This is a genomic window from Rhodobacteraceae bacterium IMCC1335 (assembly GCA_039640495.1).
GTDB lineage: Bacteria > Pseudomonadota > Alphaproteobacteria > Rhodobacterales > Rhodobacteraceae > Thalassovivens.
Genome location: CP046864.1, coordinates 2304335 through 2330698, shown reverse-complemented (window position 1 = coordinate 2330698; position 26364 = coordinate 2304335). Strand labels below are relative to the sequence as shown.

At 52.8% G+C, this 26364-nt stretch carries 33 protein-coding genes; 30 read left to right on the top strand and 3 right to left on the bottom strand.

Features of this window, described 5'->3' with window-relative positions:
- Positions 1-7 precede the first annotated feature (7 nt).
- Both GN241_11155 and GN241_11150 read right to left on the bottom strand, forming a co-directional pair.
- Positions 8-313 (bottom strand): hypothetical protein, encoded by a 306-nt coding sequence (locus GN241_11155; protein XAT57869.1) that lies wholly within the window; start codon positions 311-313, stop codon positions 8-10.
- Positions 314-656: 343 nt separating this feature from the next.
- Complete coding sequence (locus GN241_11150; GenBank protein XAT57868.1) at positions 657-995, bottom strand: hypothetical protein; 339 nt, start codon at positions 993-995, stop codon at positions 657-659.
- An 86-nt stretch (positions 996-1081) separates the two neighbouring features.
- Between GN241_11150 and GN241_11145 the strand changes: the two genes are divergently transcribed.
- Together GN241_11145 and GN241_11140 are read left to right on the top strand one after the other, a co-directional pair.
- Positions 1082-1297: a hypothetical protein gene (locus tag GN241_11145; protein ID XAT57867.1), complete on the top strand. Its 216-nt coding sequence runs from the start codon at positions 1082-1084 to the stop codon at positions 1295-1297.
- Between the two features lie 132 nt (positions 1298-1429).
- Positions 1430-1870, top strand: coding sequence for a hypothetical protein (locus GN241_11140; protein XAT57866.1), 441 nt, complete (start codon positions 1430-1432; stop codon positions 1868-1870).
- An 11-nt stretch (positions 1871-1881) separates the two neighbouring features.
- Here GN241_11140 and GN241_11135 read toward each other — a convergent pair whose 3' ends face one another.
- A complete protein-coding gene (locus GN241_11135; protein ID XAT57865.1) occupies positions 1882-2502 on the bottom strand; it encodes a hypothetical protein in 621 nt (206 codons plus the stop codon).
- A 158-nt stretch (positions 2503-2660) separates the two neighbouring features.
- Here GN241_11135 and GN241_11130 point away from each other — a divergent pair, with 158 nt between their 5' ends.
- The 28 genes from GN241_11130 to GN241_10995 all read left to right on the top strand — a co-directional run bounded on the left by GN241_11130 (position 2661) and on the right by GN241_10995 (position 26286).
- Positions 2661-3137 (top strand): hypothetical protein, encoded by a 477-nt coding sequence (locus tag GN241_11130; protein XAT57864.1) that lies wholly within the window; start codon positions 2661-2663, stop codon positions 3135-3137.
- A complete protein-coding gene (locus tag GN241_11125; protein XAT57863.1) occupies positions 3134-3472 on the top strand; it encodes a hypothetical protein in 339 nt (112 codons plus the stop codon). Before GN241_11130 ends, GN241_11125 begins: the two co-directional genes overlap by 4 nt.
- Complete coding sequence (locus tag GN241_11120) at positions 3472-3963, top strand: hypothetical protein (GenBank protein XAT57862.1); 492 nt, start codon at positions 3472-3474, stop codon at positions 3961-3963. Before GN241_11125 ends, GN241_11120 begins: the two co-directional genes overlap by 1 nt.
- The gene (locus tag GN241_11115) at positions 3963-4214 is read left to right on the top strand and encodes a hypothetical protein (GenBank protein ID XAT57861.1); all 252 of its coding nucleotides are present in this window, start codon (positions 3963-3965) and stop codon (positions 4212-4214) included. The genes GN241_11120 and GN241_11115 overlap by 1 nt, the downstream gene beginning before the upstream one ends.
- Positions 4211-4822 (top strand): hypothetical protein, encoded by a 612-nt coding sequence (locus tag GN241_11110; GenBank protein ID XAT57860.1) that lies wholly within the window; start codon positions 4211-4213, stop codon positions 4820-4822. The genes GN241_11115 and GN241_11110 overlap by 4 nt, the downstream gene beginning before the upstream one ends.
- Positions 4823-5043: 221 nt before the next feature.
- Positions 5044-5625: a hypothetical protein gene (locus GN241_11105; GenBank protein XAT57859.1), complete on the top strand. Its 582-nt coding sequence runs from the start codon at positions 5044-5046 to the stop codon at positions 5623-5625.
- Between the two features lie 32 nt (positions 5626-5657).
- The gene (locus GN241_11100; GenBank protein ID XAT59264.1) at positions 5658-6404 is read left to right on the top strand and encodes a hypothetical protein; all 747 of its coding nucleotides are present in this window, start codon (positions 5658-5660) and stop codon (positions 6402-6404) included.
- Positions 6405-6981: 577 nt separating this feature from the next.
- The gene (locus GN241_11095; GenBank protein ID XAT57858.1) at positions 6982-7434 is read left to right on the top strand and encodes a hypothetical protein; all 453 of its coding nucleotides are present in this window, start codon (positions 6982-6984) and stop codon (positions 7432-7434) included.
- A gap of 3 nt (positions 7435-7437) precedes the next feature.
- Complete coding sequence (locus GN241_11090) at positions 7438-9186, top strand: hypothetical protein (GenBank protein XAT57857.1); 1749 nt, start codon at positions 7438-7440, stop codon at positions 9184-9186.
- A complete protein-coding gene (locus GN241_11085; protein ID XAT57856.1) occupies positions 9179-10519 on the top strand; it encodes a phage portal protein in 1341 nt (446 codons plus the stop codon). Before GN241_11090 ends, GN241_11085 begins: the two co-directional genes overlap by 8 nt.
- Before the next feature lie 98 nt (positions 10520-10617).
- Positions 10618-11253: a Clp protease ClpP gene (locus tag GN241_11080; protein ID XAT59263.1), complete on the top strand. Its 636-nt coding sequence runs from the start codon at positions 10618-10620 to the stop codon at positions 11251-11253.
- A gap of 68 nt (positions 11254-11321) precedes the next feature.
- Positions 11322-12563 (top strand): phage major capsid protein, encoded by a 1242-nt coding sequence (locus GN241_11075; protein ID XAT57855.1) that lies wholly within the window; start codon positions 11322-11324, stop codon positions 12561-12563.
- Positions 12564-12637: 74 nt separating this feature from the next.
- The gene (locus GN241_11070) at positions 12638-13249 is read left to right on the top strand and encodes a hypothetical protein (protein ID XAT57854.1); all 612 of its coding nucleotides are present in this window, start codon (positions 12638-12640) and stop codon (positions 13247-13249) included.
- A gap of 11 nt (positions 13250-13260) precedes the next feature.
- Positions 13261-13851 carry a hypothetical protein gene (locus GN241_11065; GenBank protein ID XAT57853.1) on the top strand — a complete coding sequence of 197 codons (591 nt, stop codon included), beginning with the start codon at positions 13261-13263 and terminating at the stop codon, positions 13849-13851.
- Complete coding sequence (locus GN241_11060) at positions 13848-14165, top strand: head-tail adaptor protein (protein ID XAT57852.1); 318 nt, start codon at positions 13848-13850, stop codon at positions 14163-14165. Before GN241_11065 ends, GN241_11060 begins: the two co-directional genes overlap by 4 nt.
- Complete coding sequence (locus tag GN241_11055) at positions 14165-14599, top strand: hypothetical protein (GenBank protein ID XAT57851.1); 435 nt, start codon at positions 14165-14167, stop codon at positions 14597-14599. The genes GN241_11060 and GN241_11055 overlap by 1 nt, the downstream gene beginning before the upstream one ends.
- Positions 14599-15051, top strand: a complete 453-nt coding sequence (locus GN241_11050) for a hypothetical protein (GenBank protein ID XAT57850.1) — start codon at positions 14599-14601, stop codon at positions 15049-15051. Before GN241_11055 ends, GN241_11050 begins: the two co-directional genes overlap by 1 nt.
- Position 15052: 1 nt before the next feature.
- Entirely contained in the window at positions 15053-15460 is a 408-nt protein-coding gene (locus tag GN241_11045; protein ID XAT57849.1) for a hypothetical protein, read from the top strand.
- A complete protein-coding gene (locus GN241_11040; GenBank protein XAT57848.1) occupies positions 15460-15831 on the top strand; it encodes a hypothetical protein in 372 nt (123 codons plus the stop codon). The genes GN241_11045 and GN241_11040 overlap by 1 nt, the downstream gene beginning before the upstream one ends.
- Complete coding sequence (locus tag GN241_11035; protein ID XAT59262.1) at positions 15738-15965, top strand: phage tail assembly chaperone; 228 nt, start codon at positions 15738-15740, stop codon at positions 15963-15965. The genes GN241_11040 and GN241_11035 overlap by 94 nt, the downstream gene beginning before the upstream one ends.
- Positions 15952-19314, top strand: a complete 3363-nt coding sequence (locus tag GN241_11030; protein ID XAT57847.1) for a tape measure protein — start codon at positions 15952-15954, stop codon at positions 19312-19314. Before GN241_11035 ends, GN241_11030 begins: the two co-directional genes overlap by 14 nt.
- Before the next feature lie 20 nt (positions 19315-19334).
- Positions 19335-19676: a hypothetical protein gene (locus tag GN241_11025; GenBank protein XAT57846.1), complete on the top strand. Its 342-nt coding sequence runs from the start codon at positions 19335-19337 to the stop codon at positions 19674-19676.
- Entirely contained in the window at positions 19673-20146 is a 474-nt protein-coding gene (locus GN241_11020) for a DUF1833 domain-containing protein (protein ID XAT57845.1), read from the top strand. Before GN241_11025 ends, GN241_11020 begins: the two co-directional genes overlap by 4 nt.
- A 1-nt stretch (position 20147) precedes the next feature.
- On the top strand, positions 20148-20528 hold the full coding sequence (locus tag GN241_11015) for a peptidoglycan endopeptidase (protein XAT57844.1): 381 nt from the start codon (positions 20148-20150) through the stop codon (positions 20526-20528).
- Positions 20512-24159 (top strand): hypothetical protein, encoded by a 3648-nt coding sequence (locus GN241_11010; protein ID XAT57843.1) that lies wholly within the window; start codon positions 20512-20514, stop codon positions 24157-24159. The genes GN241_11015 and GN241_11010 overlap by 17 nt, the downstream gene beginning before the upstream one ends.
- Positions 24160-24169: 10 nt before the next feature.
- Positions 24170-24955, top strand: a complete 786-nt coding sequence (locus GN241_11005) for a hypothetical protein (protein XAT57842.1) — start codon at positions 24170-24172, stop codon at positions 24953-24955.
- Between the two features lie 4 nt (positions 24956-24959).
- Complete coding sequence (locus GN241_11000; protein XAT57841.1) at positions 24960-25421, top strand: hypothetical protein; 462 nt, start codon at positions 24960-24962, stop codon at positions 25419-25421.
- Positions 25414-26286: a hypothetical protein gene (locus tag GN241_10995; GenBank protein XAT57840.1), complete on the top strand. Its 873-nt coding sequence runs from the start codon at positions 25414-25416 to the stop codon at positions 26284-26286. Before GN241_11000 ends, GN241_10995 begins: the two co-directional genes overlap by 8 nt.
- The last annotated feature ends 78 nt before the right edge of the window (positions 26287-26364 follow it).

The following is a 26364-nucleotide window of genomic DNA, read 5'->3' as shown; positions in this document are numbered from 1 at the left end:
CCCGATTTCATAGCAATGCCCCCTGTGTCGCGTCTGTGGGGCGGGCTGTGGCGACGGTTTCCAGAACATGGAACTGCGCATCGTTTTCCTTGGCCAGCTTCTGGGCCGCGCCCATTGCATCGTCAAAAGTGGAGTAGCGAGTGCGCGGTTCGGTTTTGGAATGTGGGCCAGTTGGCTTGCGACAAACCATCCAGAAGCGGGCGAATTGTGGGAGGTCAGCCATCAGGCCACCTGCTTCTGTTGGGCGGCTGGCTTTGCCTGAAGGCGGCGCTGGCAAACGGTTTGGCCGCGTTCTGATTTCAGTGTGGCCCATGCCAGAAGCCGCAGGCTTGCACTTTGGCTTGGGTGTGGGTTCCCGATGATGTTAAAGGCGTCGGTGATGTTTTGGTTTGTTGTGTGGGTTTTTGTCATTGCTGGCCTCCTGTGTGATTTGGAGGCATATAGTAGGAAAAAACCTACGTCAATAAAATAAGTAGGAAATATCCTACGATAGCATTATAAGGTAAGCGCCCGTTAGACGGGAGTAAATATGTGTGCACCTATGTTATTGCCGCGTTATCCAAGGTAGGATTGAAATATGAAAACTGATTCTCTTAATGAATTGTTGAAGGAATTTACTGCAGTTTCGCTGCGATTGTTCGCTGCGAGGTTGTCACTTATTCCTCTTTTTGCGCCTCTTGCGCAGCAAGAAGGCCTTTTAACTGAGGCACTATCTGTTCTTGTACTGAAGGATCCAGTTGCCCCAGTAGATAGGTGACTTCTGGAAGTATTGTTCCTGTTTCGGGTTGCGTACTTAACAGCTCTGAAGCCGGGACGCCTAGTACCTCTGCCAGCTTATCCCATGTTTTGGATGTTGGGCTATATGTGTTTCGCAAGATTATGTCGCGAACGAGCGTTGGATTTGAACCAACCTTCAGCGAAAGCGATCTTGGGTTAAACCCCTTTGCCTCTAAAATGACCTTTAGGTAGGCCGCTCTTTTGTCATTTATGTCCATGTGGGAAATATCCTACGTTAATGTGGTTTGTGCAAATTGTTAAAAACCTATTTACAATATAGGAAAAAACCTACATTGATGCAGGCATGTTAGAATTTGCCAAAGACTTCATAGCTCAAATTGACACATACTGCCGTGTAATGGGCATTAGCGCTTCCACTTATGGTGAGCGGGCGATGAATGACCGTAGCTTTGTTCATCAAGTTCGTTCTGGTGCAAGAAACCCAAGTTTGCGCACCATTGATCGCAATGGGAAATACATGGCTGCACATCCGCCTGTTGAAAATGAGGATGCCGCATGATTGGCCGCGTTCTTTATTTCTCTGGTCAATTAGCTGTTCCATGCGCTGACTATCGCGCGGCTGATGGCTGTGGCCAAGGAAACGAGGTTTCCCTTGATGGGCAACGCGCCCTTTTAAAGAAAGGACGCAGGAATGGCTGATCCGGTAACACGCGGGATATTTGATAGTTTGGTTCGCCGCTCTGGCGGAGTTGAGGCCGTCGCGGCAGTGTTGGAAGCCCGGTATGGTGTCGGATTCAAAGGCACAGTCAGTAAGATGTGTTCCGGCCAGATCGGTGTGACGGTCGATGCGGCTGTTGCCGTCGAAGATTTCGTTGGGGCGTTTCCCCTGACCAATCGGATGTTTGAGCGCACAGGCCGTGAAGGGGTGCGTGTTGGATGTTTGCAGAGCCTAGCGGCGATAAGCACGGTTGCCAGTGGTCAAGCACATGCGGCGTTGATCCGTGCATTTTCGCATCTAAGTGATGATCCTGAAAAGATGACCGCCAAAGAACGTACTGACGTTATCGCGGAAATGCGCGCCGCCCGTCAGGCGCTGACAGACATCATTGATGTTGCGGAGGCGGCGGAATGATTGATCTGACGTTAGAAATCCCATTCTTCAAGCGCGTTGGCAAATCCATTAACGCAAGCGCCCAAAAACAAGATGTACCCATTCGAGCCAGCGGGCGCAGATGCGTATCGTCCATAACGGGGGTGCTTGATGCAGATCATGACTCCCATATTCAAAAGATTGTCGCGGTTGCCAATGAATTCTCTAATTCCTTCTTCGTGGGGCATTTCTTCTTCCCAGCCACCTGCTTCTTGAAGTGCGGTGAGGCATTCGAAAGCAGAGACCCAGTTTGTGGGTTCTTTTTTGTTGGCATTGCAGGCTGGGATCAGACTTTCAAGCATCGGGTTTTCGAAACCGTGCAAGTTTACCAAAATCCTTGCCGAAGTGCGGTGGGCGAGTTCTTGTGTTGCGATGCAACTGGTCAAATCAATATTGTCAGTACTTGGTTGTGGCGATTCTTTAAGTGCGCGTTCGTGGCAGATACGAAAGCTATCTGTGGGGTCAAATTCCCACGTTTGTTCGGCAAGAGTTATGCTTGGGATGGTCAACAATACCAACATCACCATGAACCATTTCATCTGAAATCCTTTTTTGTCGTTAAAGTTGTAACAGCAGTTATGCGCCGTGCGGTCGAATTGTCCAGCATAACCCATTTATTCGCTACATCTTGGCGGAGCCGCTTTGGCGGAGCCGAAAGCGCCATACCGTGGGGGGCGTGGTGGCCCAATAAATGTGCCCCCCTTACCACTCCCTGTTGGACTTGGGTGCGCGGTCAGTTTTGCGCACCCCTTTTTTCCTTTGGGGGTGAAGTATGATTTCTTGGCTGCTTTCTAAACGTGCAAAGGCCTTGATGGCGCGGCGCGGTCCTGATTTTGTAATTGGGCCTGCTGATGATCCGTACATGCTGCGTTGGTGGTGGATTCCGCGCAATCGGTTTTTGAATGTCTATGTCCACTGCGTTTTGAAGGATGATGATGACCGTGCGTTGCATGACCATCCTTGGGCAAGCCTGTCATTGATGGTCGAGTCTGGTTTGCTGGAAGAATACATTGATGCTTTTGCTGTGCGCCGTTCGCGCCTGATTGGCGTTGGGTGCTGGGTGTATCGTGATGCGCGGTTTGCACATCGCTTGATCGTCAGAAATGCCCCCGCTGTCACCATCTTCATCACCGGCCCGCGTGTCCGTGAATGGGGTTTTCTTTGCCCAAAAGGTTGGCGGCATTGGAAGGACTTTGTTGCAGATGGCAGTGCCGGTGAAGTCGGTCGGGGATGTGGGGAAATGGAATGACGTTTCTTGATGTGCCAATCGCCACGGAGATTGCAGGGCAAGTGGCTGATACACGCGCCTGTTTGATGGACATGGATGCGCCAATCACTGATCGGGAATTCTGTGAGGAAATGGATCCAGATGCCTGCCGCGCTCTTTGGTGCGAGGTCATTTATGATCAGTGGCAGTTGGTTTTTGGGAAGCGATGGAGCGTCAACAAGAATGAACGGGCCTTCGCTCTGAATTGGTTTGGGACGCCTGGCTTTGCGGATGCTGCCAACTTGGCTGGGTTCGATCCGGCATGGCTTTATGCTGTGTTCCTGCATCGCCTTGATCAAGTCGAGGGTGGTTTGTGATGGGTGGTCGGAAATATCAAAACATCGAAATCTGCGGTCGCATTTATGCGCATGCAGATGAAGCGGGTGCTGCGCTTGGCGTAACGGGAACAACTGTGCGTCAACATATCCGCGCAGGCACCTTGCATCGCATGGCGCGGGGTTTGTCCGGTCCTGAACCTATGCCCGTTCGTATTCGCGGCATTGACTATGACAGCCCTGCACAGGCGGCAAAGGCTTTGGGGATTGGGATTGATCAGGTGTACCGCCGTTTGGCAGATGGTTGCCCTGATAGCATTGGCTTGCGCAATGATCGTGGGCAGCACTGTGCAAAGCCTTTCAAAATCGGGCCACTTGAGTTTCGTTCCTTATCTGAGGCTTCACGTGTCTTGGGGTTGGGGAAGGATTATGTTGGGCGGGCCTATCGGCGTGGGTCCAAGCGGATGCAAGAGCGCGTATTGGCTGCGGCGATTTTGCATGCTGCTGAGTGTTCATCTGCGGGTGCAGCATGATGGGTATTCAGCGTGAAGTCACCATCGGTAACTGCCGCCTGATCTTGGGCGATATGCGTGAAGTGCTGCCGCAGCTTGATGTTCGCGCCAAAATGGTCATGTCAGCCCTGATTTGGCGCATGGGTAAATATGAACAACATGACGCGGGCATCCGCGATCTGACCCGCGCCGCGCGGCGGCATGTGACCCATGTGCAGTCGGCGTGGTTGTCAGATCGGCAAGCCCGCGCAGCAGAAAGAAGGCAGTTATGAATGTTTCAAAGGCCGTCCAACTTATCGATGCTGATGTACTGGAAGAATACCCAATCGCAACGGACCAAAGGTTGGAAAGTCATTTCTATGTTGAAATGCATTTCCGGCGCTGGCTGAATAGTCGGTTCTGCTTGTTGGCGGAACCAGAAGTCGGTTTTTACGGATTCAACCTGTTCTTTGTGTCGCAGGATCAATCACCCGTTGGCACGTTGCCTTGTGATGATCGGTTGCTGGCCAAGTATCTGAACATCGACATCGAGCGCTGGCAGGGTCTGTGTAAGCGCGAAATCTCGCCCCTGTATAACTGGCATAAGGTCCGGTGCAGCAACGGTGAAGTGCGTTGGGCGCATCCTGTGGTCACTGAAATGGCCGTGAAGGCATTGGGGTCCAAGCGCAAGAATGCAGAGGCCAAGGCTAAGATGCGGGAACGCAAGCGCCTGAAGGATCTGACGCAGATGCTGGAACGCATTGGGGCCAAGCATCTGATGGCAAACCCCAGCTTTGTTGAACGCCTTGATTCTTGGTTGGTTGAGCACCGCCCTGAATGCAATCGCACAGAGCCTATCATCCGCGAAGCGTTGGATGTGATCGTGACTGAGCGCCCATGACGTTCTGTAAGGTTCTGTCACAGTTACAGAATATTACGGAATAGTTACGAGACTTTACGGATCAATACGGAAAAAACACGGAATTTTCCATCATTTTTAGTCAGTTCTGTCACCTCTGATAAGAAATGAAACGAAAAGAAAAGAAACGAAATAGACGGAACCCAAACGGCCAGTGCAGTGCCTGTGGATAAGTCGGATTTGCTTAGAAAGGGATTGGGGCAGTGGAAGGCGCAGAACAAAAAGAAGGCAAAGAGCGGGTCAGGCAGTGCTTGATTGAACCGTTGAACCAAAGGGGCATGGTGCGCAAGCGCGGTCGATCCGTCGAGGATCATGATAAGATGTTGGCCAGTCTTGAGGCGCGTTTGGCTTATATGTTTGAGGACCGATTGAAGGCGTTGGCTGAAGTTGTTGAACGATATGCGAGTGGTCCAAAAAAAAACATCTGGCCTGCTGAGGTGTCCATTTGCAATTGGGCTGTTCTGTTGCAAAAGCCACCAGCCAGTGAAAGTCGTTTGGTTCGGTCCTATTTGCAATCCGGTGCTGGTGACGCTGCAAAGTCAGGCGGCTATCTTGTCGAACTGTTCTTCTATCTGAAGAAGTTTGGCGCGCCACCCAATGGATATGCGGCCAGTCAGATCAAGCAGCAGGCCGAAGGCAATCAGCGCAAGCGGGCAAGCATACAGCGCGATCAGGAGCGAGGACGTGCAGACGCACGGGATCTGGTGTGGGTTCAAGGATACATGGACGCGCGGCGGCGCTGTCTAGACATCATCAATGCAAAACCAAAAGGGGCAGCAGCATGAGTGCTAACGGTTTTAATGAAGTGATTGAACGAATGGAGCGACGCGCGGCGGTGTTGATGGCTGAACAGGCGCGCATGAATGAAGTGCGTTCATTAGGCTTTGTACCTGATGCGGTTGGCCCTGAAATCCCTATGGCTCCAGCGCGTGGTCCTGTGCGCATGTTTGAATCTATGGCGTACTATCCCAAGGGTGAAGATGACTTCGAATTGAAGGCGGCGGGATACATGGGGCGCAAGACGCTGCAGCGTGCTGACAGCTTCGATAATATGGCGGCAAAGGCTGCGCGCCATAAGAAGCCTTCACCCTTCAGCCCTGCGCAGGTGGCTATGGGTCGCTTCTATCGGGATCTGGTGGAAAAGCATTCATGTGCTGGCGTGAAGTGTTCATCGTTAGAAAGCGTGTCGCAAGGTGGTGGCAGTGGCGGCGGTGAGTTCATGGACGCTGTGTTGCGTGATCGGCAGCGCATTGATGTTCTGCGGCAACGCATCGGTAGTGGGTCAGCGATGGTAGTTCGGCGCATCCGCCCGTCTGATCGTGGGTCGAAGGCAACCATCATGGATCGGCGGTTGATTGATGCTGTGTGCATTGAGGATAGTTCGTTGACTGATGTGCTGCGCGCGCATGGCTGGGTGCGCGAGGGACATAGCGCAAAGGGTGACCATATCAAAGCGTTAGCTACGGCATTAGCTGCGGCTTTAGATAGGATGATGGGACCAGTAAAGCGCGGTGGAATCTCTGTCATTCACTTTGGTTCTGGGCAGTCACCAATCTGGGATTGAAAATAATCGTTGACGGTTAGGTCGTCAGCCCCTTAGTAAATGTGCATCATCTACAAAAGCGCCCGCAGGAAACTGTTGGGCGCTTTTGCGTTGGTAGTTCTCAAACATTGTGGGTGGTGCGGTGCCAAAGAAACCTTGTGCGCATTCGGGTTGTGCCCGTCTGATCGAGGTAGGCGAAAGTTACTGCCCCAAACATGCAGTCGTTGATCAGAAGGAACGCAGCGCGCGATCCGAAGTGTCACGCGGCAAGCGGCCCTATGCTAAATGGTATTCGCGTAAGGCATGGCAAGACAAGCGGCGCAAGCAACTGAATGCTGAACCGTTGTGTGCAATGTGCCCAGATCATTCAAGGCAACTGGCAACAGTCGCTGACCATGTGATTCCACACAACGGTGATCATGGATTGTTCTGGTTTGGTGGTTTGCAATCGCTTTGCGCGCATTGCCACTCGTCAAAGAAACAACGGATGGAGCGCAGGGCCAAGCGGTAGGGGGGGATGAAAAGTTCACATCCCCCAAAGGCTAGACCTGCGTGTGTAATGAGATTTTTGCGCGCACAAGTTTAAGGGGGGGGTCTTATGGCTGCTGCAGTATCTAGCATTGAACATCTGGTCACCTTACTGGGCGGCTGGCCCGATCACTTCGGTGATGGTGAGCGAAAGCACGGTGAAAGTATCCTTGCTGAATTACGCCGTGAGCGTGTTTTGTCTGAAGCGGTTTTCGGGATGGTTGTTCGCTATGCTGTTCACCGCGCCGCATACGATAAGGTTTCAGCTGAAATCGCGAATGAAGAATTTGAGGCCACGGCCAGCAACTACCTTTCTGGGAAAGAACAAAGCCGCGCCTTCCACGAAAACAAGCTGTTGACACTGGAACGGGAATTGTTGGCCACGCCTTATGCGCGGGCCAAAAATGGCCAATCGGCGCAAACGTCCTTCATGGACACGCTGGATAAGCTGCCACCTGAAAGTGGCTATGGTAAGAAGGTTGTCACGCCATTCAGGCCGATGGCCAAAAAGACGCGCGGTTGATTTATGCTTGATGCATCGGTCGAAACGCCGATCACATTGCGGGCGCTGGATTGGGTTGAAGACATCCTTTCTGGCAAGGTGCCCAGCTGTAAGCGGAACAAACAGGCCTGTAAACGGTTCCGCAAGGATCTGAAGCGGGCTGGCACAGATCAGTTCCCATTCGTTTTCGATATGGAAGCGGCGGAACATATGTGTGGGTTCATGGAAGCCTTGCCCCATATCGAAGGGGCGTGGGCAGCGCGGAATGAAACCATAAGGCTGTTGGGTTGGCAGTCGTTTATGATTTCGCAGATCGGCGGCTGGCGGCACATGGTCACCGGTATTCGACGGTTCCGCACTGCCTATGTCGAGGTGCCACGCAAAAACGGCAAGTCTACATTGCTGGCGGGTGTGGGTTTGTACTTCTTGGGGCCGGATGGTGAGCCGGGTGCAAAGGTTTATTCTGCCGCGTCATCAACCGCGCAGGCGCGTATCGTTTTCGATTGTGCCCGCGTGATGGCCCAGACTGGTCGCGCTGAAGGAATGGGCCTTGATGAATTGCTTGGCCTGCATATCGAAGAACACAAGATTAAGACGGCTGACCCGGCTGCTGTATTTCAACCGATTGCCAGTCAAACCAAATCGAAGGACGGCAAAAATCCGCATTGTGCAATCGTTGATGAATTGCATGAGCACGACAAACGGGATGTTTGGGATTCGATGGCATCGGCTTTGGGTGCGCGCGAACAACCCTTGCTGATTGCGATCACAACGGCGGGATATAACACCGCAGGCATCTGCTATGAGCAGCGGAAATATTTGCAACGCATTCTGGATGGTGCGTTTGAAGATGACAGCTATTTCGGGTTGATCTTTGAAGCGGATGAAGGGGATGACCCTGCCGAACAGGCGACATGGGAAAAGGCAAACCCAAGCCTGCATGCCGCAAAGTCACTGCAGTACATGCAGGACGAATGGAAAAAGGCTGCTGCCAGTCTTGCGGCCATGGGTGAGTTTTTACGCAAGCATCTGGATATTTGGACTAGTGTTGGCGCTTCGGCCATCGACATGGAAGCATGGCGCGCCGCAGAAGATCACGAAATGAAACTGGCTGACTATGCTGGGTGCAAAGCCTACATCGGCGTCGATCTTGCGACCCGCCATGACTTTTCCAGCGTCGTTGTCGTGATACCGGAGGGGCGCAGCTACCGCGTGTTCAGTTGGCATTTTATGCCCCAGAAGAATGTTGATGCGCCGGGGAATGAACACATCTGGGCATGGGTCAGGGATGAATTTGTTCGCACGACGCCGGGCGCTGAATTGGATCTGCATATTGTAGAATCTTTGGTGCTTCAGTTGGCGGGCGTTGGCGATGATGAATGGGGTTGGGCTGACCTTCCACATTTGGATGTCGAAATGGTCATCTATGATCCGATGTATGCCAACCAGATGGCCGCGACATGGGATGAAGCTGGGTTGAATGCAGTTGAACTACGGCCCCGCGCTTCAAATTTGAATGAACCTTTCCACGCGCTGATTGCGGGTGTTGAGGATCGCCGGGTCATCAATGATGGCAATCCGGTATTAACTTGGATGGCCAGCAACACATTGCTGAAACAGGTGCAGGGTGGTGATTTCATCTACCCAGCCAAGCTGGCCCCAGAAGACAAGATCGACGGCATCGCAGCGCTGATCAATGGGATTTGGCCACTTAGTCAAGTTGTTGAATTGGAAAGCAAGGGCGTCATAACGCAGGGGTTCGTGGATGTTTGACCGTATATTTGGAAGACAGCAGTCAACAGCAGAATCTGCGCGCGCGGAACCTGTTGTTGCGGCACTTGTCCAACAGGAAGCCCGACCCGTAAACTTGCAGTCATCTGCGAGTATGGAGGAATGGCAAGAACTGTTTGGGTCGATTGGTGGTGATGCTGTGACGCGTGAATCGGCTATGAAGCTGACAGCGGTTTTCGGGTGCGTTTCGTTGTTGTCAGGTACAATTGGAACCTGCCCAGTTCGAGTGGTGAAAAAGGATTCAGAAAAAGGCAGCGAAGTTCTGCGTGATCATCCAGTTCAGTATCTGGTGAACATCGATCCACATGCGTTGTGGTCCCCTGAAGTGTTCTTTGAAGGCTTGGGCGCTGTCGCGTTTGTAGATGGAAATTCATATGCCGACATTGAACGCAATCGACGTGGCGAAGCGATTGGTTTGCGTCCATTGTTCGATGCTAATGTCCGCCCGTTCAAACGTGCTGGTCGAGCGGCTTATAGCGTCACTGAAAACGGTGAAACTGTAGGTCGTGATCAAGATGATATTTTACATTTCAGGGCGTCGATCACGATGCAGGGTCTGGAAGCATTATCGCCACTGAAGTGTTTTGCGCGTTCCATGGGGATTGGCCTTGATGCTGATCTGTATGCTTCGAAGTTCTATAAGCAGGGCATCAACCCGCCGGGCTACATAAGCTATGATGGCAAGGTTGACGAAAAGATGGCTGATGAAGTTCGGGCATATTGGGTTCGTAAGTTTGGCGGTGTCCAGAATTCTCACATCCCTGCGGTTTTGTCAGAAGGTGGTAAGTTTACGTCATTGATGACGGATCCAGAAACGGCGCAGTTGTTCCAGTCACGGTCTTATCAGGCCTTAGACATGGCCCGCGCATATGGGGTTCCTCCACATCTGATCGGCATTACTGAAAAATCGACCAGTTGGGGAACGGGTATCAATGCCCAAACCGCCCAATTCTACATCTTGGCAGTGCGTAAGCACGTTAAGCGGTTTGAGGCGGAATTGTCGCGCAAACTTTTATCGCGTGAAGAACGAATGTCTGGGATTTCGATCAAGTTCAACATGGACGCATTGCTGCGGGCTGATCTGGCCGCGCGTTACGATGCGCATAAAATTGCGGTTGGTGGCACCCAGCATCCGGGGTGGATGACGGTTAATGAAATTCGTTCTTTAGAACGCCTTTCCAAGTTGGATGACCCTGATGCGGATAAATTATACCGCCCGGTGGCTAAGGCTGCAGGGGAAAAGCAAGATGAGGGTGATGGTGGTGAGAAGCCGCCCGCGCCATATTTCCAGACAACGCGAGAGGAAGCGCAATGAACTTCAAAGAAATCATGGCCCGCGCATTACAGGCTATAGATGGCGATGCAACTGGCCTGCAGGTGCGGGCAATGGATGAAGAAGGCACCGCAGTCGAGATCATGCTTTATGATTCCATCGGCTATTGGGGTGTGACTTCAGCTGAGTTTCGCACCGAACTGAACAGTATCGAGGCCGATGTTATTCACCTGCGTTTGGATTGTCCGGGTGGCGATGTGTTCATGGCCCGCGCTATGAAAACCGCCTTAGAGCAACACAGCGCCCGCGTCGTGGTGCATATTGACGGAGTCGCCGCTTCTGCAGCGTCCTATCTGATGATGGGCGGTGATGAGATCGAAATTGCGCAGGGTGCGCAGATTATGATTCACAACGCTTGGGGTTGGACTGTAGGCGATAACCGTGAACATCAAAAAGGTTCCGATCTTCTGCTGAAAATCGATAATGGCATCCGCCGCGACTACGCAACTAAAACTGGCAAGTCTGCTGACCAATTCACCGAATTAATGAATGAAGAAACTTGGTTCGAAGCAGATGAAGCCTTGGATATGGGGTTGGTGGATAGTGTTTATGACAAGCAGGGCGGTGCCAATGACCGCTTTGATCTAAGCATTTATAAAAATGCCCCGAAGAAGACGCCCCCGGCAGACGCGCTGGATAAGGGTGACAAGGCTGTGGCTGCGCATCGTGCAGCCCAGAAGCGCAAGCTTGAGTTCTTTGAACGCACTGCGCCTTAAACTGCGGCGCGTCCGCAATATTTGAAACCGACCCGCCATTGAGCGGGTTTTTTTATGGAGGTTTGGCAATGGCCAAGACTATCAAACAGCTGCGTGAGCAGCGTGACGCGCTTGCAAAAGAAGCGCGCGGAAATCTCGACAAGGCGACTGGGGATTACAACGCCAGCCGTCAAGATGAAATTTATGCGGAAATCGAAACTATCGATTCACGTATTCTGGCAGAACAATCGCAGCTTGATTTAGAGGCACGGCTACAATCCGAAGCGCTCGACCCCGATACTCTAGCACCGCAAGGTAATGGTGGGCGTCAAGAGCAGCCCGGTGATGAGGTTCGTTCATTGGTCTTTGATGCCTATGTACGTGGCGGCGAAGCGGCAGTTAATCGCTTACCTGAATCTGTGCTGAATGATTATTCAAAGCAGGTTCAAAATGCACAATCTACAGGTACGGCCAGCGAGGGTGGCTATCTTGTCCCGACAACCTTCAGCGGCGTGATGCTTGAAGCGATGGCTGAATATGGCGGTGTGCGGTCTGTTGCAACGGTGCAATCAACAACAAGCGGTGAAACCATTCAGTGGCCAACCGTGGACGAAACCGCTGTGATCGGCGAATGGCTGGCCGAAAACACTGAAGTTGGTGATGAAGATGTCGCCTTTGGTACAGCCTCTATCGGTGCGCATTTGGCGAGTTCCAAGGGTGTGGCTGTGCCGCTGGCTTTGCTGCAAGACACGGGTATTGGTGACATGGAAGGTATGCTGAACGGCTTGCTTTCATCGCGTTTGGCGCGCCTTACCAACAAGGCCTATACGGTTGGCGACGGCGTCGGCAAGCCATCTGGTATCGTCAACGGGTCGGCTATTGGTCACACTACAGCAGGTGGGCTGGTTGCTGGCTTTACATGGGATGATTTCACGGAACTGGAGCACTCCGTTGACCCAGTATACCGCCGTGATGCCAGTTGGATGTTCCACGACACTGTGCTGAAAATTGCCAAAAAGCTGAAAGATGCTGACAACCGTCCGATCTGGGTGCCGGGTGTTACCAGTGAAGCACCTGCAGAAATCAATGGTTTTGGGTATGCGATCAACCAAGACATGGCTGAACCTGCGGCTGGAAAAGATACGGTTTTGTTCGGCGATATGAGCAAATATCTGATCCGCGATGTCATGGACATTCAACTCTATCGCTTCACGGATTCGGCCTATGCCCGCAAGGGACAGGTCGGTTTCCTTGCCATGTTGCGCACAGACGGCAAGGTCATTGCCGCCACCAACAAGGCCATCAAAAAGATGCGTCAAGCCGCCGCCTAATCAGCATCGGTAATAATCTTCTGCCGTCCGGGTGTCCGGGCGGTGGTTTTTCTTAGATTGAAAGGGCGTCTATCATGGCGAAGAAAAATCAACAGGCCTCAGTGGATGAAGCAACTGACGTGATCGTGGTGGCGTTTATGCTGGTCGATCACACTGAAGGTGAAGATGGTGACGCAGTCGTTTTGACTGCTGGCCAGCGTATTGAGGTGTCTGAAGACACTTTTGCGGAAATGGCCAAGGAAAAACTCTGCGAACGTGGTGTCTACGTGACAATGTTGACGGGGATCGAGGGCGGAAAATACAGCCTGAAACCGCACGACAATACTTGGCTTGCCCCATCGGTTTATGAGGCGTGGAAGACTGCAGGCTATTGTGAGCCGACCGCAGATGACCCGTCGGTTGCGGCAACTTTGCAAGCGCGCGCAGATGGTGAACGTGAAGCTGTCGCTGCGCGTGATGCTGCGCTTATCCGTGTGGCGAATTTAGAAAGCGGATTGCAAGCGATGGGGTTGGAGCTTGCAGCAGCTCGCGAACAAGCCCTGAAGGTGAAATCCATGATCGAACCTGAGCAAGATTCAGGTGATGTTCTGGGCGATGAAACTGTAGCTCTTTTGGGAGAAGTGGTTGCTTTGGTCGGGATGTTCCCAGAGCCTGATGTTTCCGACCCTGAACTGAACTTGAAATAAGGGGTCATCTGATGTGGTTGGAACGGATTTCAGGTGGTTCGGTCGATTTGATCGAGCCTGAAGACGCTAAAGCGCACCTTAGAATTTTGGTCGATGATTTTGAGGCTGAAATTACACGTGCGATCAATGCATCTACTGCATATTTGGATGTTGATGAAGATGGTTTTGGTGGGCTTGGGTTCCCGCTGATTCAGCAAATGTGGGCGTCGAAATCTTCATCATTCTGTGCTGATGTTTTGCGCCTGCCCTTTGGTCGGGTTACTGCCATCAATGAAATCCGTTTCAAAGACCCCGCTGGAAATTCTAGTGTTGTTTCATCTGCAAATTATCAACTTACGCGACAGGGGCGTAGCTGTTTTGTCAGTTTACTTCCGGGGCGAGCTTGGCCGCAATTGGCGAACCTTCCTGATGCCGTGGAGGTCCGATTTTCTGCCGGATTTTCAGATGTTGATGTAGTTCCTGCTGACATTAAGTCGGCGGCGCGATTATTGATCACACATTTTTTTGAGATAAGACAGGCTACTGGTGATGTGGGGGTGCCGAATGAAACCAAAATTGCTGTGGAGAATTTGGTTAGCCGTTACCGCAGGTTTGCAGCATGAAACCAGTGCGTTCAATGGGTCAAAAAGTGAAGTTCTCTTTTCAAAAGAGAGGTTCTGAGCGTTGGGATACCCAATTTCAAGATTTTGCAGAAGTTGTTTTTTTGCGTGGAGCAGAGTCTGTAATCGCAGGGCGGCTTGAGGGTAAAAATACGGCGATTTTAGTGGTCCGGCGCGGGCCAACTTCGAGCCTTGTCGATACCAACTGGCGCATAAAGAATTCCTCTTCGGGGACAGTCTTTAATATCCGATCTATTATTCCTAGCTCTGACGGCGGCAATCTTGAGTTCACCTGTGAAACTGGCGTTCCAACCTAATGCGCGTCAGTGGTCACAAACAATCAAGGGCGCGGTCACGACGGCGTTCTAAAGCGGTTGATGCCAATGTTGCAGCGGCAATATCAGAGACGGTGGTTGATGTGCATCGCGCGGGCGTGGAAAACATTGATGCTATGGTTTCCAAACGATCAGGACGGCTGCGCAAGTTTTACAAGAAGAGTTTGAGAGCCAAAGGCACGCGAGGGCTTGTTGGTTATGTCAGCGCAAAGGCACGGCGGGCTGCGTTCTATGCACGGTTTGTTCATGATGGGACTAGCCGTCAAAAGGCGCGCCCATTTCACGACCATGCAGTTTTGGAATTTGAGGGCAAGCATACTGGTCGTATGCGCGCAGCCCTTAGAAAAGCGCTTTCTGGAAGGGCATCGCCTAGTGGCTTGGCTCGAACTGGTGGCGGAAGAGAAAGGAACATTTGATGACGATTCACAACCGGTGGGAACTTCAAAAAGCGTTGATTGCACGGCTTGAAGAAGCGCTAGAAAATCAGGCATTCCCGCCAGATGATCCAGATGACGAAACTGGCGATGTTCCAGTTGTCGTGGATATCACTGAGGGCAATCACCCGTTGTTTGTGCGGATCGATGGCTTTGGAGTTTTGCAGGGCGCAAGTGGTGCTGGTCATATCGATCGTCATACATTTATGGCCCATGTTTTCTGCGTAAATACCCCCAGCGACAGCGATTTGATTGTCGATGGGGGAAAAGAGGTCGCGCGCATTCAATCCCTTGTGGTGTCTGCGCTTGATGGCTGGGAGCCGCTTACTGGTGCAAGCGGCATTGAACATATCAGCACTGCCGACGCACCAGATGAGGATCCCGCGACACATCACGGGGTTAGCAAATTTAAAGTCATGATACACGGAGGCTGATATGTCAGCAGTAAAAGGAAAAGACATCCTGATTTCCATCGATGATGGTTCGGGTACGATGTTGGAAGTCGAATACCAAAATGATGCGACTTTCAATTCAGGGAAGGCACAAGAAAAAGCGCGTAGCAAAAATGGGACGCTACCGTACCAAACCGAAGAAGGTGCTACGATCACCTTCGATTTCAACAAGGTGCGCCCACTTTCGGCTGGTCAAAACCGCCTTTACGCATTGTCGGACAGCGGAGAAACGGCAGCGCTGACTTACGATGACGAAAATACTGGCGGCCATAAGATTGCAGGCGATGTGAATGTCACCATTTCGGAAGAATCTTCCGGCACGGATGGCGTGGTTTCGATCAGTGTGGTCATTGCGTTTGCCGATGATCCAGTGCGCACGGTAAACACATAATGAAATCTGGTTACGTTACCGTGGCCTTGGGGGGCGTGTCGTATTCGATGCGCCCTACCTATGGCGTGATGCGCGATATCGAGGCGCGCACAGAGATGACCGTGCAAGAACTTTTGGAACTTGTACTTGCGCAGCGGATGAAGATTGAAGAAGCGGTCCTTATTTTTTGGTATGCCTGTCAGGCTGCGGGTGAAGAGTTTGATGGAATTGAGGCGCTAGGAAATGTGGTTTTTGCAGAGCGCATTACGTCCGTTTCTATCCGAACGTCACTTTCAAAATTCTTACTAAATTGTCTGTATGCGCCGAAAGATGCGCAGGGAAAGTGGTCAGCCGAGGTGGCCCCGATGATCACATCGGAAGAGATTGGGTAGAAGAAACCTATGCTTTTGCAACGGTTCATCTCGGCTGGCCCCCAAGTGACTTCTGGGCGGCAACGCCACAGGAATTCTGGCCTTCTCAAAAGGCATTCGAACAAAAGGTACGGGCAATAAATGCAAGCACATGATACCATCCTGACGGAATATCGGGCGGATACCCGGAATTTCAAACGCGGGGCGAATGTATATGACCGTACCCTTGCACGTCAGGAGCGGTTGACCAATGATCGGTTGGGTCGCGTTGATAAGCGTTGGGACCGTTCAACGCGATCAATACTGCAATCACGCACGGCGCTTGTTGGTTTGACTTCGGTTGTGGGTGGTGCAGCGATCAATCAGCTACGCAATTATGCGGAGCAATGGCGCGATGTTGAGCGCCGCTTGCAATCCATAGGGGCAGCGTCCTCGGAGGCCCAGCAGAGCATAATCGACTTGGCGATCCGCACGCGCAGTGCGGTTGGCAGTACTGCGGAAGCGGTGCAGGGAATGGCCCGCGCGACCGATTCAAGTTTTGAGAGCGCTGCGCGGCGTGTCGAGACGCTTCAAAAATTGCTTAAAGTTGGCGGTGCGGGATCGAGTGAGGCGGATTCGGTGTCAACGCAGCTTGGGCAAGCCTTAAAATCTGGGGTATTGGCTGGCGATGAATATAAATCGCTTTCTGAGAATGCGCCGACTGAATTATTGGATGCGATTGCAAAAGCTGCGGGTGCAACGCGATCAGAGTTAAAGGCCTTTGCAGCAGATGGTAAATTAACGGCAGACGTTGTTTTGGTGGCGCTGGATAATTTGGCATCAACTGCAGATGCTAAATTTGGTGCATTGGCATTATCTGGCTCAGAGGCATTCAGTGTTCTGACGACGGGTTTGATTGCATATGTTGGCAATGTTGATGAAGGCCTTGGCGCGACAGAGACGTTCAACGGAGCGATTGCATCGCTTGGCGAGTATGCGGCTGGTGCTGGCGAGAGTGCCCAGACAATGGCACAGGCCATCAAAGTGGTTGGTTCGGTTGCTTTGGCAACAGCAGGCAGTCGCGGTGTTGGCGCATTAAGCGGTGCGTTCCGCAAGGCAGCGCAAGAAAGACGTGACGATGTGGTCGCCGCTAAAGCGCAACATGCTGTCAGCAGGCAAACCGTGCTTGATACGCGAAAAGAACTGGCCGCAATACGGGAAAAACAGCGCGTTCGCGGTGCAGATCATCAACTTCGGTTGCTGGAAGGGCGAGCTTCTGTGGCCTCTGGCAAAAAATTACAAGCCTCGATTGATGCCGAAGCAAAGGCGATTGCTCGGTTACAGGGCGCTCATGCCCGTGCAGTGGTAACAACAGCGGGGTTGACTGCGGCGCAGGCGCGATTGTCGATTGCAACGCGGCTCACCACAGGTGCGGTTCGGGCATTTAACGGAGTGATGGCTTTCTTTGGCGGGCCGATTGGGCTGGCGATTACAGCGATTACGTTGGTTGTTGCCGTTATGGCAAATATGAAAACAGGGACGGAACGCCTACAAAATTCTCTCGACGGACTGTCCAATACGCTTGGTAAGTTGGAGGGCGTTAATACTTCTCTTGCATCTGATTATGGTGTTTTGAAGGATGCACAGGAACAATTGGCAGAAGCGACCCGCAAGGGAGGCGATGCATCCGTTGAGGCTGCAACAAAGGATGTTGCGGCTGTGAACGAGCGAATCCGTGCAAACGAACGTTTGCGTCAGGATTTGGCTATACTGGCGCAAGCAGAATTGAATGCCGCGCAGCGCGAATTAGAAGCGCAGCAAAATCAATTGCAAAGAGATGCTCGAACGTCGCTCTTGGAGTCGTTTCATGAACGTACTGGCAGTTTCAAAAGTTCAGCGGAATGGGAAGAATATAGGCAAATTCAAAGCGCTACCACAGAGGAACTTTCTCGACATATTGAGGTAGAAAAAGAACTCGCACGGCAATTGATTCAATCTGGTGCCACGATGGGTGATCTAACGGATTTCCAGCGAGAATTACTTGAGAGCACCACAGAGTCAGAAGCCAAAGTCGAAGAACTCTCACAGAGATTGGAACTGTTGAATACGGCAGGTAAGACCGCCGCCATTGGGTTAGATCAAGCGATTGCATCTGCGCGCCAGTTGGCGGCGGATGCAGCTGCCGCACAGGCTGGTGTAGCAGGTCTCATCGCGGCCATTCCTGCCTTGAATAGGGCTGCAAGGGCGCAGCAGGGGATTACCAAGGCAAACCTTGATTATCAAGCAGCGCTGAAGGGCTTGAATGGTCAAGGTCTATCTGGTTTGGAGCGCATTGAAGCTGAGCGGGAATTGGCAAATCTTCGCTCGCAAGCTATCTCTGAAATTAGTGGCGAAGCGGCGGCTATTCGGTTGGCAGATAAGGCTCAATCTGATTATTTAGATAGTGCGCGTCTAGGGGCTATGGATGCCCGCAACCAAGCATTATCGCGGGAAACAGCCCAATATCTTGAAGTAGCTGCGGCGATGACTACGGCTGGGAGATCACAAGAAGATCTTGCGAAGGCTGAGGCTGCGTACCAACAGCGTGTCGGGCAAATCAATTCTAGTTTTGATAAGCGTGATACCGAGTCTGGTGGTGGTACTGGTGGCGCACGTGCGGCGGAACGTGCTGCTGAAAAGGATCTTGCGGCGGCGCGGGGTTTGTTGGTCGAAAATGGCCATAAAGCATTGTTCATCGAGCAGGAGTTGAATCGTGAGCGTGAGCGCCTGCGCGGTCTGTTGCCAGAACTGATCAGCTTGGGTTTGTCACGTGCTGATGCGGAGTCTGTTCTTGGTGCTGAACTGGAACGGACTGAGGATCGACTGAAACGTGTCAAAACCGCAGGTGAACAAGCTGCTAAGGCATTTGCTAAGAACGTCTTGCAGGACATTCGGGCGGCAGATGATTTGAACGATGCCTTGGGCCGCATTTCTGAACGGCTGTTGGATTTGGCTTTTGACAAGTCATTTGATCTGCTGGCAGAGCAATTCGCTCGGTTGGGAACGGGGTCAAGCCAAAGCGGTGGCGGTGGTATAGGCGGTTTTCTGGGGAATATTTTTGGGAGTCTCTTCGGCGGCGGTGTGAAAGCGGCAACGGGCGGTTTGATACGCGGTCCGGGTACTGCGACTTCTGACAGCATTCCAGCAAGGCTTTCGAACGGTGAATTTGTTATGCGGGCCTCATCTGTCACGCCGCAATCTCTGCCCTTTCTTGAGGCAATTAACCGAGGCGCGGTTGTACCTAAGTTTGCGACTGGCGGCTTGGTTGGGGGAGGTGGGAGTTCGTCACCCGCTGTCGGTTCGTTAATGAAGGTCGAAATTCACAATCATGCCAGTAACGCACGAGTTGAGGCGCGTCCTTCTAGTGATGGTCGTGGCCTTGAAGTGATGGTTCATGATTTGGTGAATGGCGGCATCATTGGTGGAAAATATACAAAATCTATGGGGCAGAAGTTTGGCCTTCGTCCTACTGCGAAAGGTACATAATGCCCAGTTGGCCTGTATTTATGGCTGCGCCGATCTATGATCAGATCAGCATTGGCGCACCGATAGGTGCTGTATTACGCACGGACATGGATGCGGGACCAGCAAAGCAACGTAAACGCTTCACTGCCGCGCCACGTCCAGTTGCCTTGATTTTCGAGCCTTTGAGTGTGGCCACATTGTATGGGTTTGAGAATTTTTTTGAGAACGACATAGCTTCTGGCGCATTGGCTTTTGAAATGGAACATCCAATAACGGATGTGGTGGGCAAATTTAGGTTTGTCGGTGGCGATGAGCCTTGGCAGATTGTGCCGATTGGCAAGAATGCTTATCGGCTCACGGTTTCTTTGGAACTCTTGCCATGAGGACGACACTCAGCACTCAGATGCTGACAGCGGCCCATGCGGAAAGCTCTGGCGAAGTTGTTTTGCCGTTGGTGAAGTTGACGCAGGCAGGATGGGATGATGCGATCTGCATTGTTCCTAACTGGGAGCCTGTCACGCATCAGGACGATGTGTATGAGCCGTTGGCTTTTCAAATGGATTTGCCTGATGAAGAGGCTGAGGGTGTACCAGTGCTGAACTGGATCGCTGACAATGTGGATCGGCGGCTGGTTGAGGCACTTCGCACGGTTTCGGGGGCTGTCGCTGCTCGGATTGTGTGGGTTCTGGCATCCAGTCCTGATCATATCGAGGTTGGCCCATTTGAGTTGGAAATGCGGGCGGCCCAATATGACGCCCAACAAATCAGCGGGACACTTGGTGTTGAGCCGATCTTAGAAACACAGTTTGGACACCTGATTATGAATCCCAAAAATACGCCAGCGTTGTTCTGACATGTGGACGGATGATTGGATTGGCATCCCCTATGCAGAACTTGGCAGGGGGCCGGATAGCTATGACTGCCTTGGGCTGTTTGTTGCGTTGCAGCGGGTCCGGCATGGGCGTGTGATCTTTGATCCATTGTGCTTGGCAGGTGTGGCAGCGCGGCTAAAACTGGCGGCTGCGGCTAAATCCGATTGGACGCCCGTGCGTGAGGCCAGTGAGGGCGATGCGTTGCTGTTTGAAGTGCGCGGTATGCCCTTGCATGTGGGCTACGCACTGGATGGACGGCTGATGCTGCACACCAGTCAGGACACGGGCGAAGTTGTGATTGAAGATTTTAAATCACCCTCTTGGGGTGACAGGCTGGAAGGGGTCTATGCGTATGCTGCCTGAATGCTTTGATCTTGCCGCCTACAACCATCCGTTCAAAAACGATGGCGCGTTACTTGGCCCGATGCCAGAGGGCGTCACCATCGCTGAAATCGTGCGCGGTGCTGAGATCGATCCACGGTTTTTGATGGACGTGCAGGTTACAGTCAGTCGCGGGCTGAATTCTTCGGTTGTTCCAATGAGTGACTGGCACAAGGTCCGCCCACGCGCTGGCGCACATGTATTGGTGACGCCAAGGGTGCAGGGTCCGGCTGCTGCATTACTGTTGGGGGCTTTGCTGCCTTCTGCTGCTGGTTACGTGGCGGGAACGCTATTTGGTTTTGCGGCGACATCATTGGGCTATGCGTTGACCTATGCGGCTGTGACAATTGTTGGTGCACTTCTCATCAATGCGCTGATCCCGCCGCCCTCTACGCCTAACGCTGCCAAGCAAGATGATCCCAATTTTTCCATCACGGGTTCAGGGAATGCAGAAAACCGATATGGGGTTTACCCCACAGTTTTAGGTCGCCATTTGATCTACCCGCCTAAGACCGCGCGTGGCTATACTGAGGGCGAAGGCGACAACATCCACTTTCGGGGTCGCTACACATTTGGCTATGGGCCAGTGGCGTTGGAAACTCTGAATATTGGCACAACACCTATCACCGAATTTGAAGGCGTTGAGATTGAGTTTCTGAATGTCGATCAGACAGAAACGCTGGCGCATATGCCTGAATTAGCTGATTTAGTCACAGCGTGGCGGACGGGCGATGCGGCGTTGTCACTTTATCCCGATGACATTGCAGAGGATACCTATTCCGTAAAGCTGACCCAAGATACGGCAGTGGTGCGCGCCACGCGGGATCGGGCAGTGTCGGTCTCGGTTGATGTTACCTATCAGGGGTTGGTCAAGTTTGATGGCAGCAATGCCAAGCAAGATCATTCGGTAGAGGTTAAATATCGCTACCGCAAGGTGGGGGCGGTTGACTGGATCGATGCGAGTACGGAAACGCATACAGGCCGCTCAACGGCGTCTCTGCGCTACACCAAAACCATCGCTTTGCCAGATGAGGGTGAGTACGATATCGAGGTGACGCGCCTGAGTGCTGACAGCGACGAAACCACAGTGCGCGATGATGCATTCCTGTCTGCGATCCGTTCTGTCCAGGCGGGGGCATTGCCAAGCCATAGCGACATTGCAGAAATCGCGGTGCGTATCAAAGCCAGTGATCAGTTAAACGGCCAGATTGAGACACTAAATGCTGTGGCGCATCAAATGGCCCCTGTTTGGGATGGCGCTTCGTGGAGTGCGCCCCAACCCGTGCGCCATCCCGCTTGGATTTACGCGCGCGCGTTAATGGGGCCGATGCTGAGTAAGCCAATTGAGGATCTGCGCATCCAGTTGGATGATTTGCGCGATTGGGCGCAGCAAGAGCCGCACTGGACCTGTGACGCGGTGATCGATCAATCCACCACTGTCGCTGAGGTTCTGGATTTAATCTGTGCCACGGGTCGCGCCCGGCGCACGTTGCGGGATTTGAAATATTCCGTCATCCGCGACGGCGGTGTTGGCCCTATTGTGCAGCAGTTCAGCCCACGTAATTCGTGGGGGTTCACCGGATCGATCCAGTTTCCAAAGGTCATCCATGGATTCCGTGTGCGCTGTTTGTCAGAACGTCTGGAATGGCAGCAAGATGAAATCACAGTGTATGCCGATGGCTATGACGCAACCACGGCCACAGAGTTTGAAACGCTGGAACTTCGCGGCGTTGTCTTGGCAAAGGCTGAGGCTACAGGCGGCAATGCATGGCGTCTAGGGCGTTATCACCTCGCGCAAGCCATCTTGAGGCCCGAGGAATTTAGCTGGCAGTGCGATCTAGACCACTTGCGGGTCAATATGGGCGACAAGGTGCGGCTGATCCATGACGTGCCACTGATCGGCGTGGGTGCAGGTCGCATTACACAGTTTGAAACGAATGGGGACGGCACTTTGGCCGCGTTCGTTCTTGACGAGTTGATGACGTTAGCTGGTTCAGATTATCGGATATGCCTACGCCTGCAAGGAGGTGACGACATGGTATTCCGTTCAGCACCGCCAACAAGCTATGACGGTCGCTGGACAGTAAGTGATGTGGTTGAGGGTTACGATCTGCGCGTTGGTGATTTGGTCAGCGTTGAGGAAATGACGCAAGAAGGCATGGAAGTGCTGATTAAGTCGATCACGCACCAAGGAGACATGAAGGCAACACTAACTGGCGTTCCGGCAGCACCAGCGGTTTTGTTGGCAGATCAAGGGTACATTCCAGAATATGTGCCGTTGTTGACGAAGATAACCCCTCGCGAAAGCCTTGATCCGGTTGCGCCACGCATCATCGGCACTGACATTACCGTGCGGGCTGATCCTGCGCGTGTGGTCGCGGAGGTCGAAATTGCGCCAGAGGATCGGTTCTTGGTTGCCTCAAATCTGACTGTTCTGCGCGACAAATCGGGCAATGAGATTGAACGTTTTGAATTCACCGGGACTGTCGCTGAGGTGGTCCTGACTGAGGTGGGCACATATGCCCTGAGTATTTACGCTAAGGATCGTCAGGGGCGACTTTCCGCCCCGGCTGTTGAAACAATCTATCGCAGCGCGGCGCTGACTGTGCCTAGCGCGGTTGAGGGGTTCGCTATCAACGTGGTGGAGCAGCAAGCATTCCTGACATGGACGGCGCTGCTTGAAGTTCTGGTGAGCCACTACCATGTCCGGTTCTTGGCAGATGGGCTTGATGGCGGATGGGATCGCGCAGTTGATGTAGAAACCCAAGTGCGCGGCGGCTCATTAGTCGCACCAGCTTTGAAAGGACGCTACCTGATCAAGGCCGTGTCGATTTTCGGGCAGGCAAGTGTCGATGCCCGTGTGGTTGAAAGCGATATTGATCCGCTGGCCTATTACAACGCTGTTCTATTGGTCTCTGAGGGACCGGATTATACAGGATCAAAGGGCGCGGGGCTGGTTGCTGATGTCGTGTCACTCAAACTGCCGGAAAGTGGTCTGCAAGGGGGTGCTGAGGCGGACTATGCCTTTGCCCAAGAGGTTGATCTTGGCGAGGTCTACACCTCGCGTTTGACGTTCACGCTGCAAGCCTACGGCTATCGATCTGACAATCTGATCGGCAACTGGTCCTCACTGGCCTCAGTGCAAAGCCTGTCGGGTGTCGATGCAGATAGCAATTTGGCTTGGGTGGAAATATCCGTCCGCACCACTTCGGATGATCCGGCTTCGCCTTCTGCGGTCTGGTCGGACTGGAAGCCCCTGCGGATTGGGGAATATGTTGCGCGGGGCTATCAGTTTAAGTTGCGGCTGGTCTCAACTGACCCGAATGTTGGGGTGCGCGTTGATCGCGCGGATGTGCAGATTGACATGCCGGATAGGAACCTTTCCGCGCGGGATGTAAATTGCCCATCAGGTGGTGTTTCAATCAGTTTCGATCCGCCGTTCAAGGAAATCCCTGCCATTTTTGTAAATGGTCAGGGCCTGCCTACAGGCGCGGTTTCGGTGCAAAGCGCTGTGACCCGTTCGGGGTTCCATCAGAAATTCACAGATAAGGACGGAAATGACATCGCGGCCAGCTTTGATTGGCAGGCGGTTGGTTTCGGTCGCATGGGGTAAGGAGACAAGCGTGAGTCAATATGATCGAGACATAGGTGGGCAAACAAGCGGCCTGCAATTGGTTGATGATTTCAACCTGTCCATGTCAGCAATCCATTCGGGGCATATCGGGCCGACGCGCCCGCCCTATGCGGAACGGGGCATGACGTGGACGCGCGAGGGATCGCCGGACCAGTTAATGTATTTCGATGGCACCACCGATATTGCGCTGTTCAGTCTGAATGAGAGCCTTGCAGGCCAGATCGGAACGCCACCCGGTGGGATCATCATGTGGCACGGTTCAGTTGCAAACATTCCGGTCGGGTGGTCGCTGTGTGACGGTCAGAACGGAACGCCTGATCTGCGGGGCCGGTTCCTAATTGGCGCGGGTGGTGATTATGCGCCGGGGGCAACAGGCGGATCGGATGAAATCACACTGAGCATGGCGAATCTGCCGCCTCATAGCCATGGGGCCGGAACCCTTAGCGCTTCGCAAGCGGGCGAACATTCACACACTGGGACTATTTCTGCAGCAGGGAACCACAATCACGTGCTGGATAGGCCAATCTTGCTTTCTGGCTCAATTATTAATGTTGCCAATTCATATTCGGCTGATGGGTATGCAGTTGGCAGAACAGATCTTTATGGATCAAGCGATACCGTGCCGAGTGGTGGAACTCACAGTCACGCACTTAATCTCAACAGTGCAGATGGACACAACCACGGTGTGACAGGCGACACCGCTTCCACAGGCAGCGGTCAGCCGTTCGGGGTTCTGCCACCGTATTACGCGCTCTGCTATATCATGAAGGTCTAAGTCAATGTCATTCTCTATCACAATAAAGGCAGGAGACAGCTACGCTTTTCGCTTCCCTGTGCTTGAACCAAAAAGCAATGCGGAGATTTGGGCGGAGGCTGGCGGGTCTGGCGGCATAGATGGCTATTGGGCCGACTATGCCACTTGGATCGCGGCAGGAAACACTGCCGATGAGGCGGCGTTCCTGAAAAATCGCGCGGGAGATGTGGTTTCCCTTCGCGCCATGGATTTGGCGGGCTGGTCGGTGCGCGGGCATATGCGAGAGGGCGGCACGAAGATCGCCGATCTGGATGTGCGTGTGGAGAGCGAAGATTGGGGTGGAATGGTGCTGCACCTGCCTGCCTCGCAAACCGCTGAATGGGACGCGAAAACCTATGACGCGCAAATCGAATACGCGAAAGACAACAGCGTGTTTTCGTCGGATGTGATCAAGATCACGGTTCAGAAGGATGTGACATATGACTAATGCGGTTTTACTGGGGCAACCATCTCTTGGCGGCTTGCCGGGAGCAACAGGCACGGATGGCCTTGATGGGGCTAGTGCTTATGAGATTGCCGTTGCAAACGGCTTTCAGGGGACAGAAGCGGAATGGCTGGCAAGCCTTGAGATGCAAGCTGGCTTCATGGTTCTGGCAAAGGCGGAGCAGTCATTTCCGGGGTTTCTGGAATGTGATGGGTCAACATATGATGAGACCCTGTACCCTGATCTGGCCGCGTTAGGGTTTTCTGAACTTGGTCCTGCGAGCGTCATTGATCTTGGATTGAACGGTCAACTGATCTTGCCTGTAACGGTTAAGTGGGGCGGTCAAGATTATACCTACTACGCTTACGATAAGGGTAAGAATGGTGCATCTGACGAGGGTGTGCGGTTTGCAGACTTAGCCGTTCTTATCAATGGCGGCACACCAATAGATGAAACCCTCGCAAACCGGAGCGGAACAATCAACGGGGTCGAGGTCATCGTGCCTTTGCTTGGTAGGACATACAGCGGCGGCGCAACCACGCCAACTGCTACAGCCGACCCTACGGTAAACAATACTACCTACACGGACCTTTTGGCTGTTTGGGACGCATATGCTACGCCAGCTACGCCCGCTGCTTGGCCCGCAGGGTGGAAACTCTATCACTGGATGACGGCCACCGATTCGGGGAGGGTTAGCTCCCCTTATGCGATACTCTGGCGCACTGGTTCCGTGGGTTCTGCGAACGCCTTGAGTGTTTACCCTGTCGCTCTCGAAGTTCCGAGCCCACCAATGCAGACCATTTACCCGCTCCCGGACAGCGCCGCCCTCGGCGCACCGGAGGGCTATTCCTATTACATCAAATACTAAGGAGGCGGCTATGCAGACCGTTTACAAATTCGACCCAAAGACCCGCCGCCCGATTGGCCCTCAGGAATGCCGCACTGA

Excerpts from the sequence above, each read along its gene's own strand:
- GN241_11155 (XAT57869.1), bottom strand. The coding sequence starts at position 313 with ATGGGCCACACTGAAATCAGAACGCGGCCAAACCGTTTGCCAGCGCCG.
- GN241_11030 (XAT57847.1), top strand. The coding sequence starts at position 15,952 with ATGCAAGCACATGATACCATCCTGACGGAATATCGGGCGGATACCCGG.
- GN241_11060 (XAT57852.1), top strand. The coding sequence starts at position 13,848 with ATGAAACCAGTGCGTTCAATGGGTCAAAAAGTGAAGTTCTCTTTTCAA.
- GN241_11015 (XAT57844.1), top strand. The coding sequence starts at position 20,148 with ATGTGGACGGATGATTGGATTGGCATCCCCTATGCAGAACTTGGCAGG.
- GN241_11045 (XAT57849.1), top strand. The coding sequence starts at position 15,053 with ATGTCAGCAGTAAAAGGAAAAGACATCCTGATTTCCATCGATGATGGT.
- GN241_11095 (XAT57858.1), top strand. The coding sequence starts at position 6,982 with ATGGCTGCTGCAGTATCTAGCATTGAACATCTGGTCACCTTACTGGGC.
- GN241_11130 (XAT57864.1), top strand. The coding sequence starts at position 2,661 with ATGATTTCTTGGCTGCTTTCTAAACGTGCAAAGGCCTTGATGGCGCGG.
- GN241_11145 (XAT57867.1), top strand. The coding sequence starts at position 1,082 with ATGTTAGAATTTGCCAAAGACTTCATAGCTCAAATTGACACATACTGC.
- GN241_11055 (XAT57851.1), top strand. The coding sequence starts at position 14,165 with ATGCGCGTCAGTGGTCACAAACAATCAAGGGCGCGGTCACGACGGCGT.
- GN241_11065 (XAT57853.1), top strand. The coding sequence starts at position 13,261 with ATGTGGTTGGAACGGATTTCAGGTGGTTCGGTCGATTTGATCGAGCCT.
- GN241_11090 (XAT57857.1), top strand. The coding sequence starts at position 7,438 with ATGCTTGATGCATCGGTCGAAACGCCGATCACATTGCGGGCGCTGGAT.
- GN241_11000 (XAT57841.1), top strand. The coding sequence starts at position 24,960 with ATGTCATTCTCTATCACAATAAAGGCAGGAGACAGCTACGCTTTTCGC.
- GN241_11115 (XAT57861.1), top strand. The coding sequence starts at position 3,963 with ATGGGTATTCAGCGTGAAGTCACCATCGGTAACTGCCGCCTGATCTTG.
- GN241_11040 (XAT57848.1), top strand. The coding sequence starts at position 15,460 with ATGAAATCTGGTTACGTTACCGTGGCCTTGGGGGGCGTGTCGTATTCG.
- GN241_11010 (XAT57843.1), top strand. The coding sequence starts at position 20,512 with ATGCGTATGCTGCCTGAATGCTTTGATCTTGCCGCCTACAACCATCCG.
- GN241_11100 (XAT59264.1), top strand. The coding sequence starts at position 5,658 with ATGGAGCGACGCGCGGCGGTGTTGATGGCTGAACAGGCGCGCATGAAT.
- GN241_11050 (XAT57850.1), top strand. The coding sequence starts at position 14,599 with ATGACGATTCACAACCGGTGGGAACTTCAAAAAGCGTTGATTGCACGG.
- GN241_11085 (XAT57856.1), top strand. The coding sequence starts at position 9,179 with ATGTTTGACCGTATATTTGGAAGACAGCAGTCAACAGCAGAATCTGCG.
- GN241_11120 (XAT57862.1), top strand. The coding sequence starts at position 3,472 with ATGGGTGGTCGGAAATATCAAAACATCGAAATCTGCGGTCGCATTTAT.
- GN241_11025 (XAT57846.1), top strand. The coding sequence starts at position 19,335 with ATGGCTGCGCCGATCTATGATCAGATCAGCATTGGCGCACCGATAGGT.
- GN241_11020 (XAT57845.1), top strand. The coding sequence starts at position 19,673 with ATGAGGACGACACTCAGCACTCAGATGCTGACAGCGGCCCATGCGGAA.
- GN241_11135 (XAT57865.1), bottom strand. The coding sequence starts at position 2,502 with ATGGGTTATGCTGGACAATTCGACCGCACGGCGCATAACTGCTGTTAC.
- GN241_11070 (XAT57854.1), top strand. The coding sequence starts at position 12,638 with ATGGCGAAGAAAAATCAACAGGCCTCAGTGGATGAAGCAACTGACGTG.
- GN241_10995 (XAT57840.1), top strand. The coding sequence starts at position 25,414 with ATGACTAATGCGGTTTTACTGGGGCAACCATCTCTTGGCGGCTTGCCG.
- GN241_11125 (XAT57863.1), top strand. The coding sequence starts at position 3,134 with ATGACGTTTCTTGATGTGCCAATCGCCACGGAGATTGCAGGGCAAGTG.
- GN241_11110 (XAT57860.1), top strand. The coding sequence starts at position 4,211 with ATGAATGTTTCAAAGGCCGTCCAACTTATCGATGCTGATGTACTGGAA.
- GN241_11150 (XAT57868.1), bottom strand. The coding sequence starts at position 995 with ATGGACATAAATGACAAAAGAGCGGCCTACCTAAAGGTCATTTTAGAG.
- GN241_11140 (XAT57866.1), top strand. The coding sequence starts at position 1,430 with ATGGCTGATCCGGTAACACGCGGGATATTTGATAGTTTGGTTCGCCGC.
- GN241_11075 (XAT57855.1), top strand. The coding sequence starts at position 11,322 with ATGGCCAAGACTATCAAACAGCTGCGTGAGCAGCGTGACGCGCTTGCA.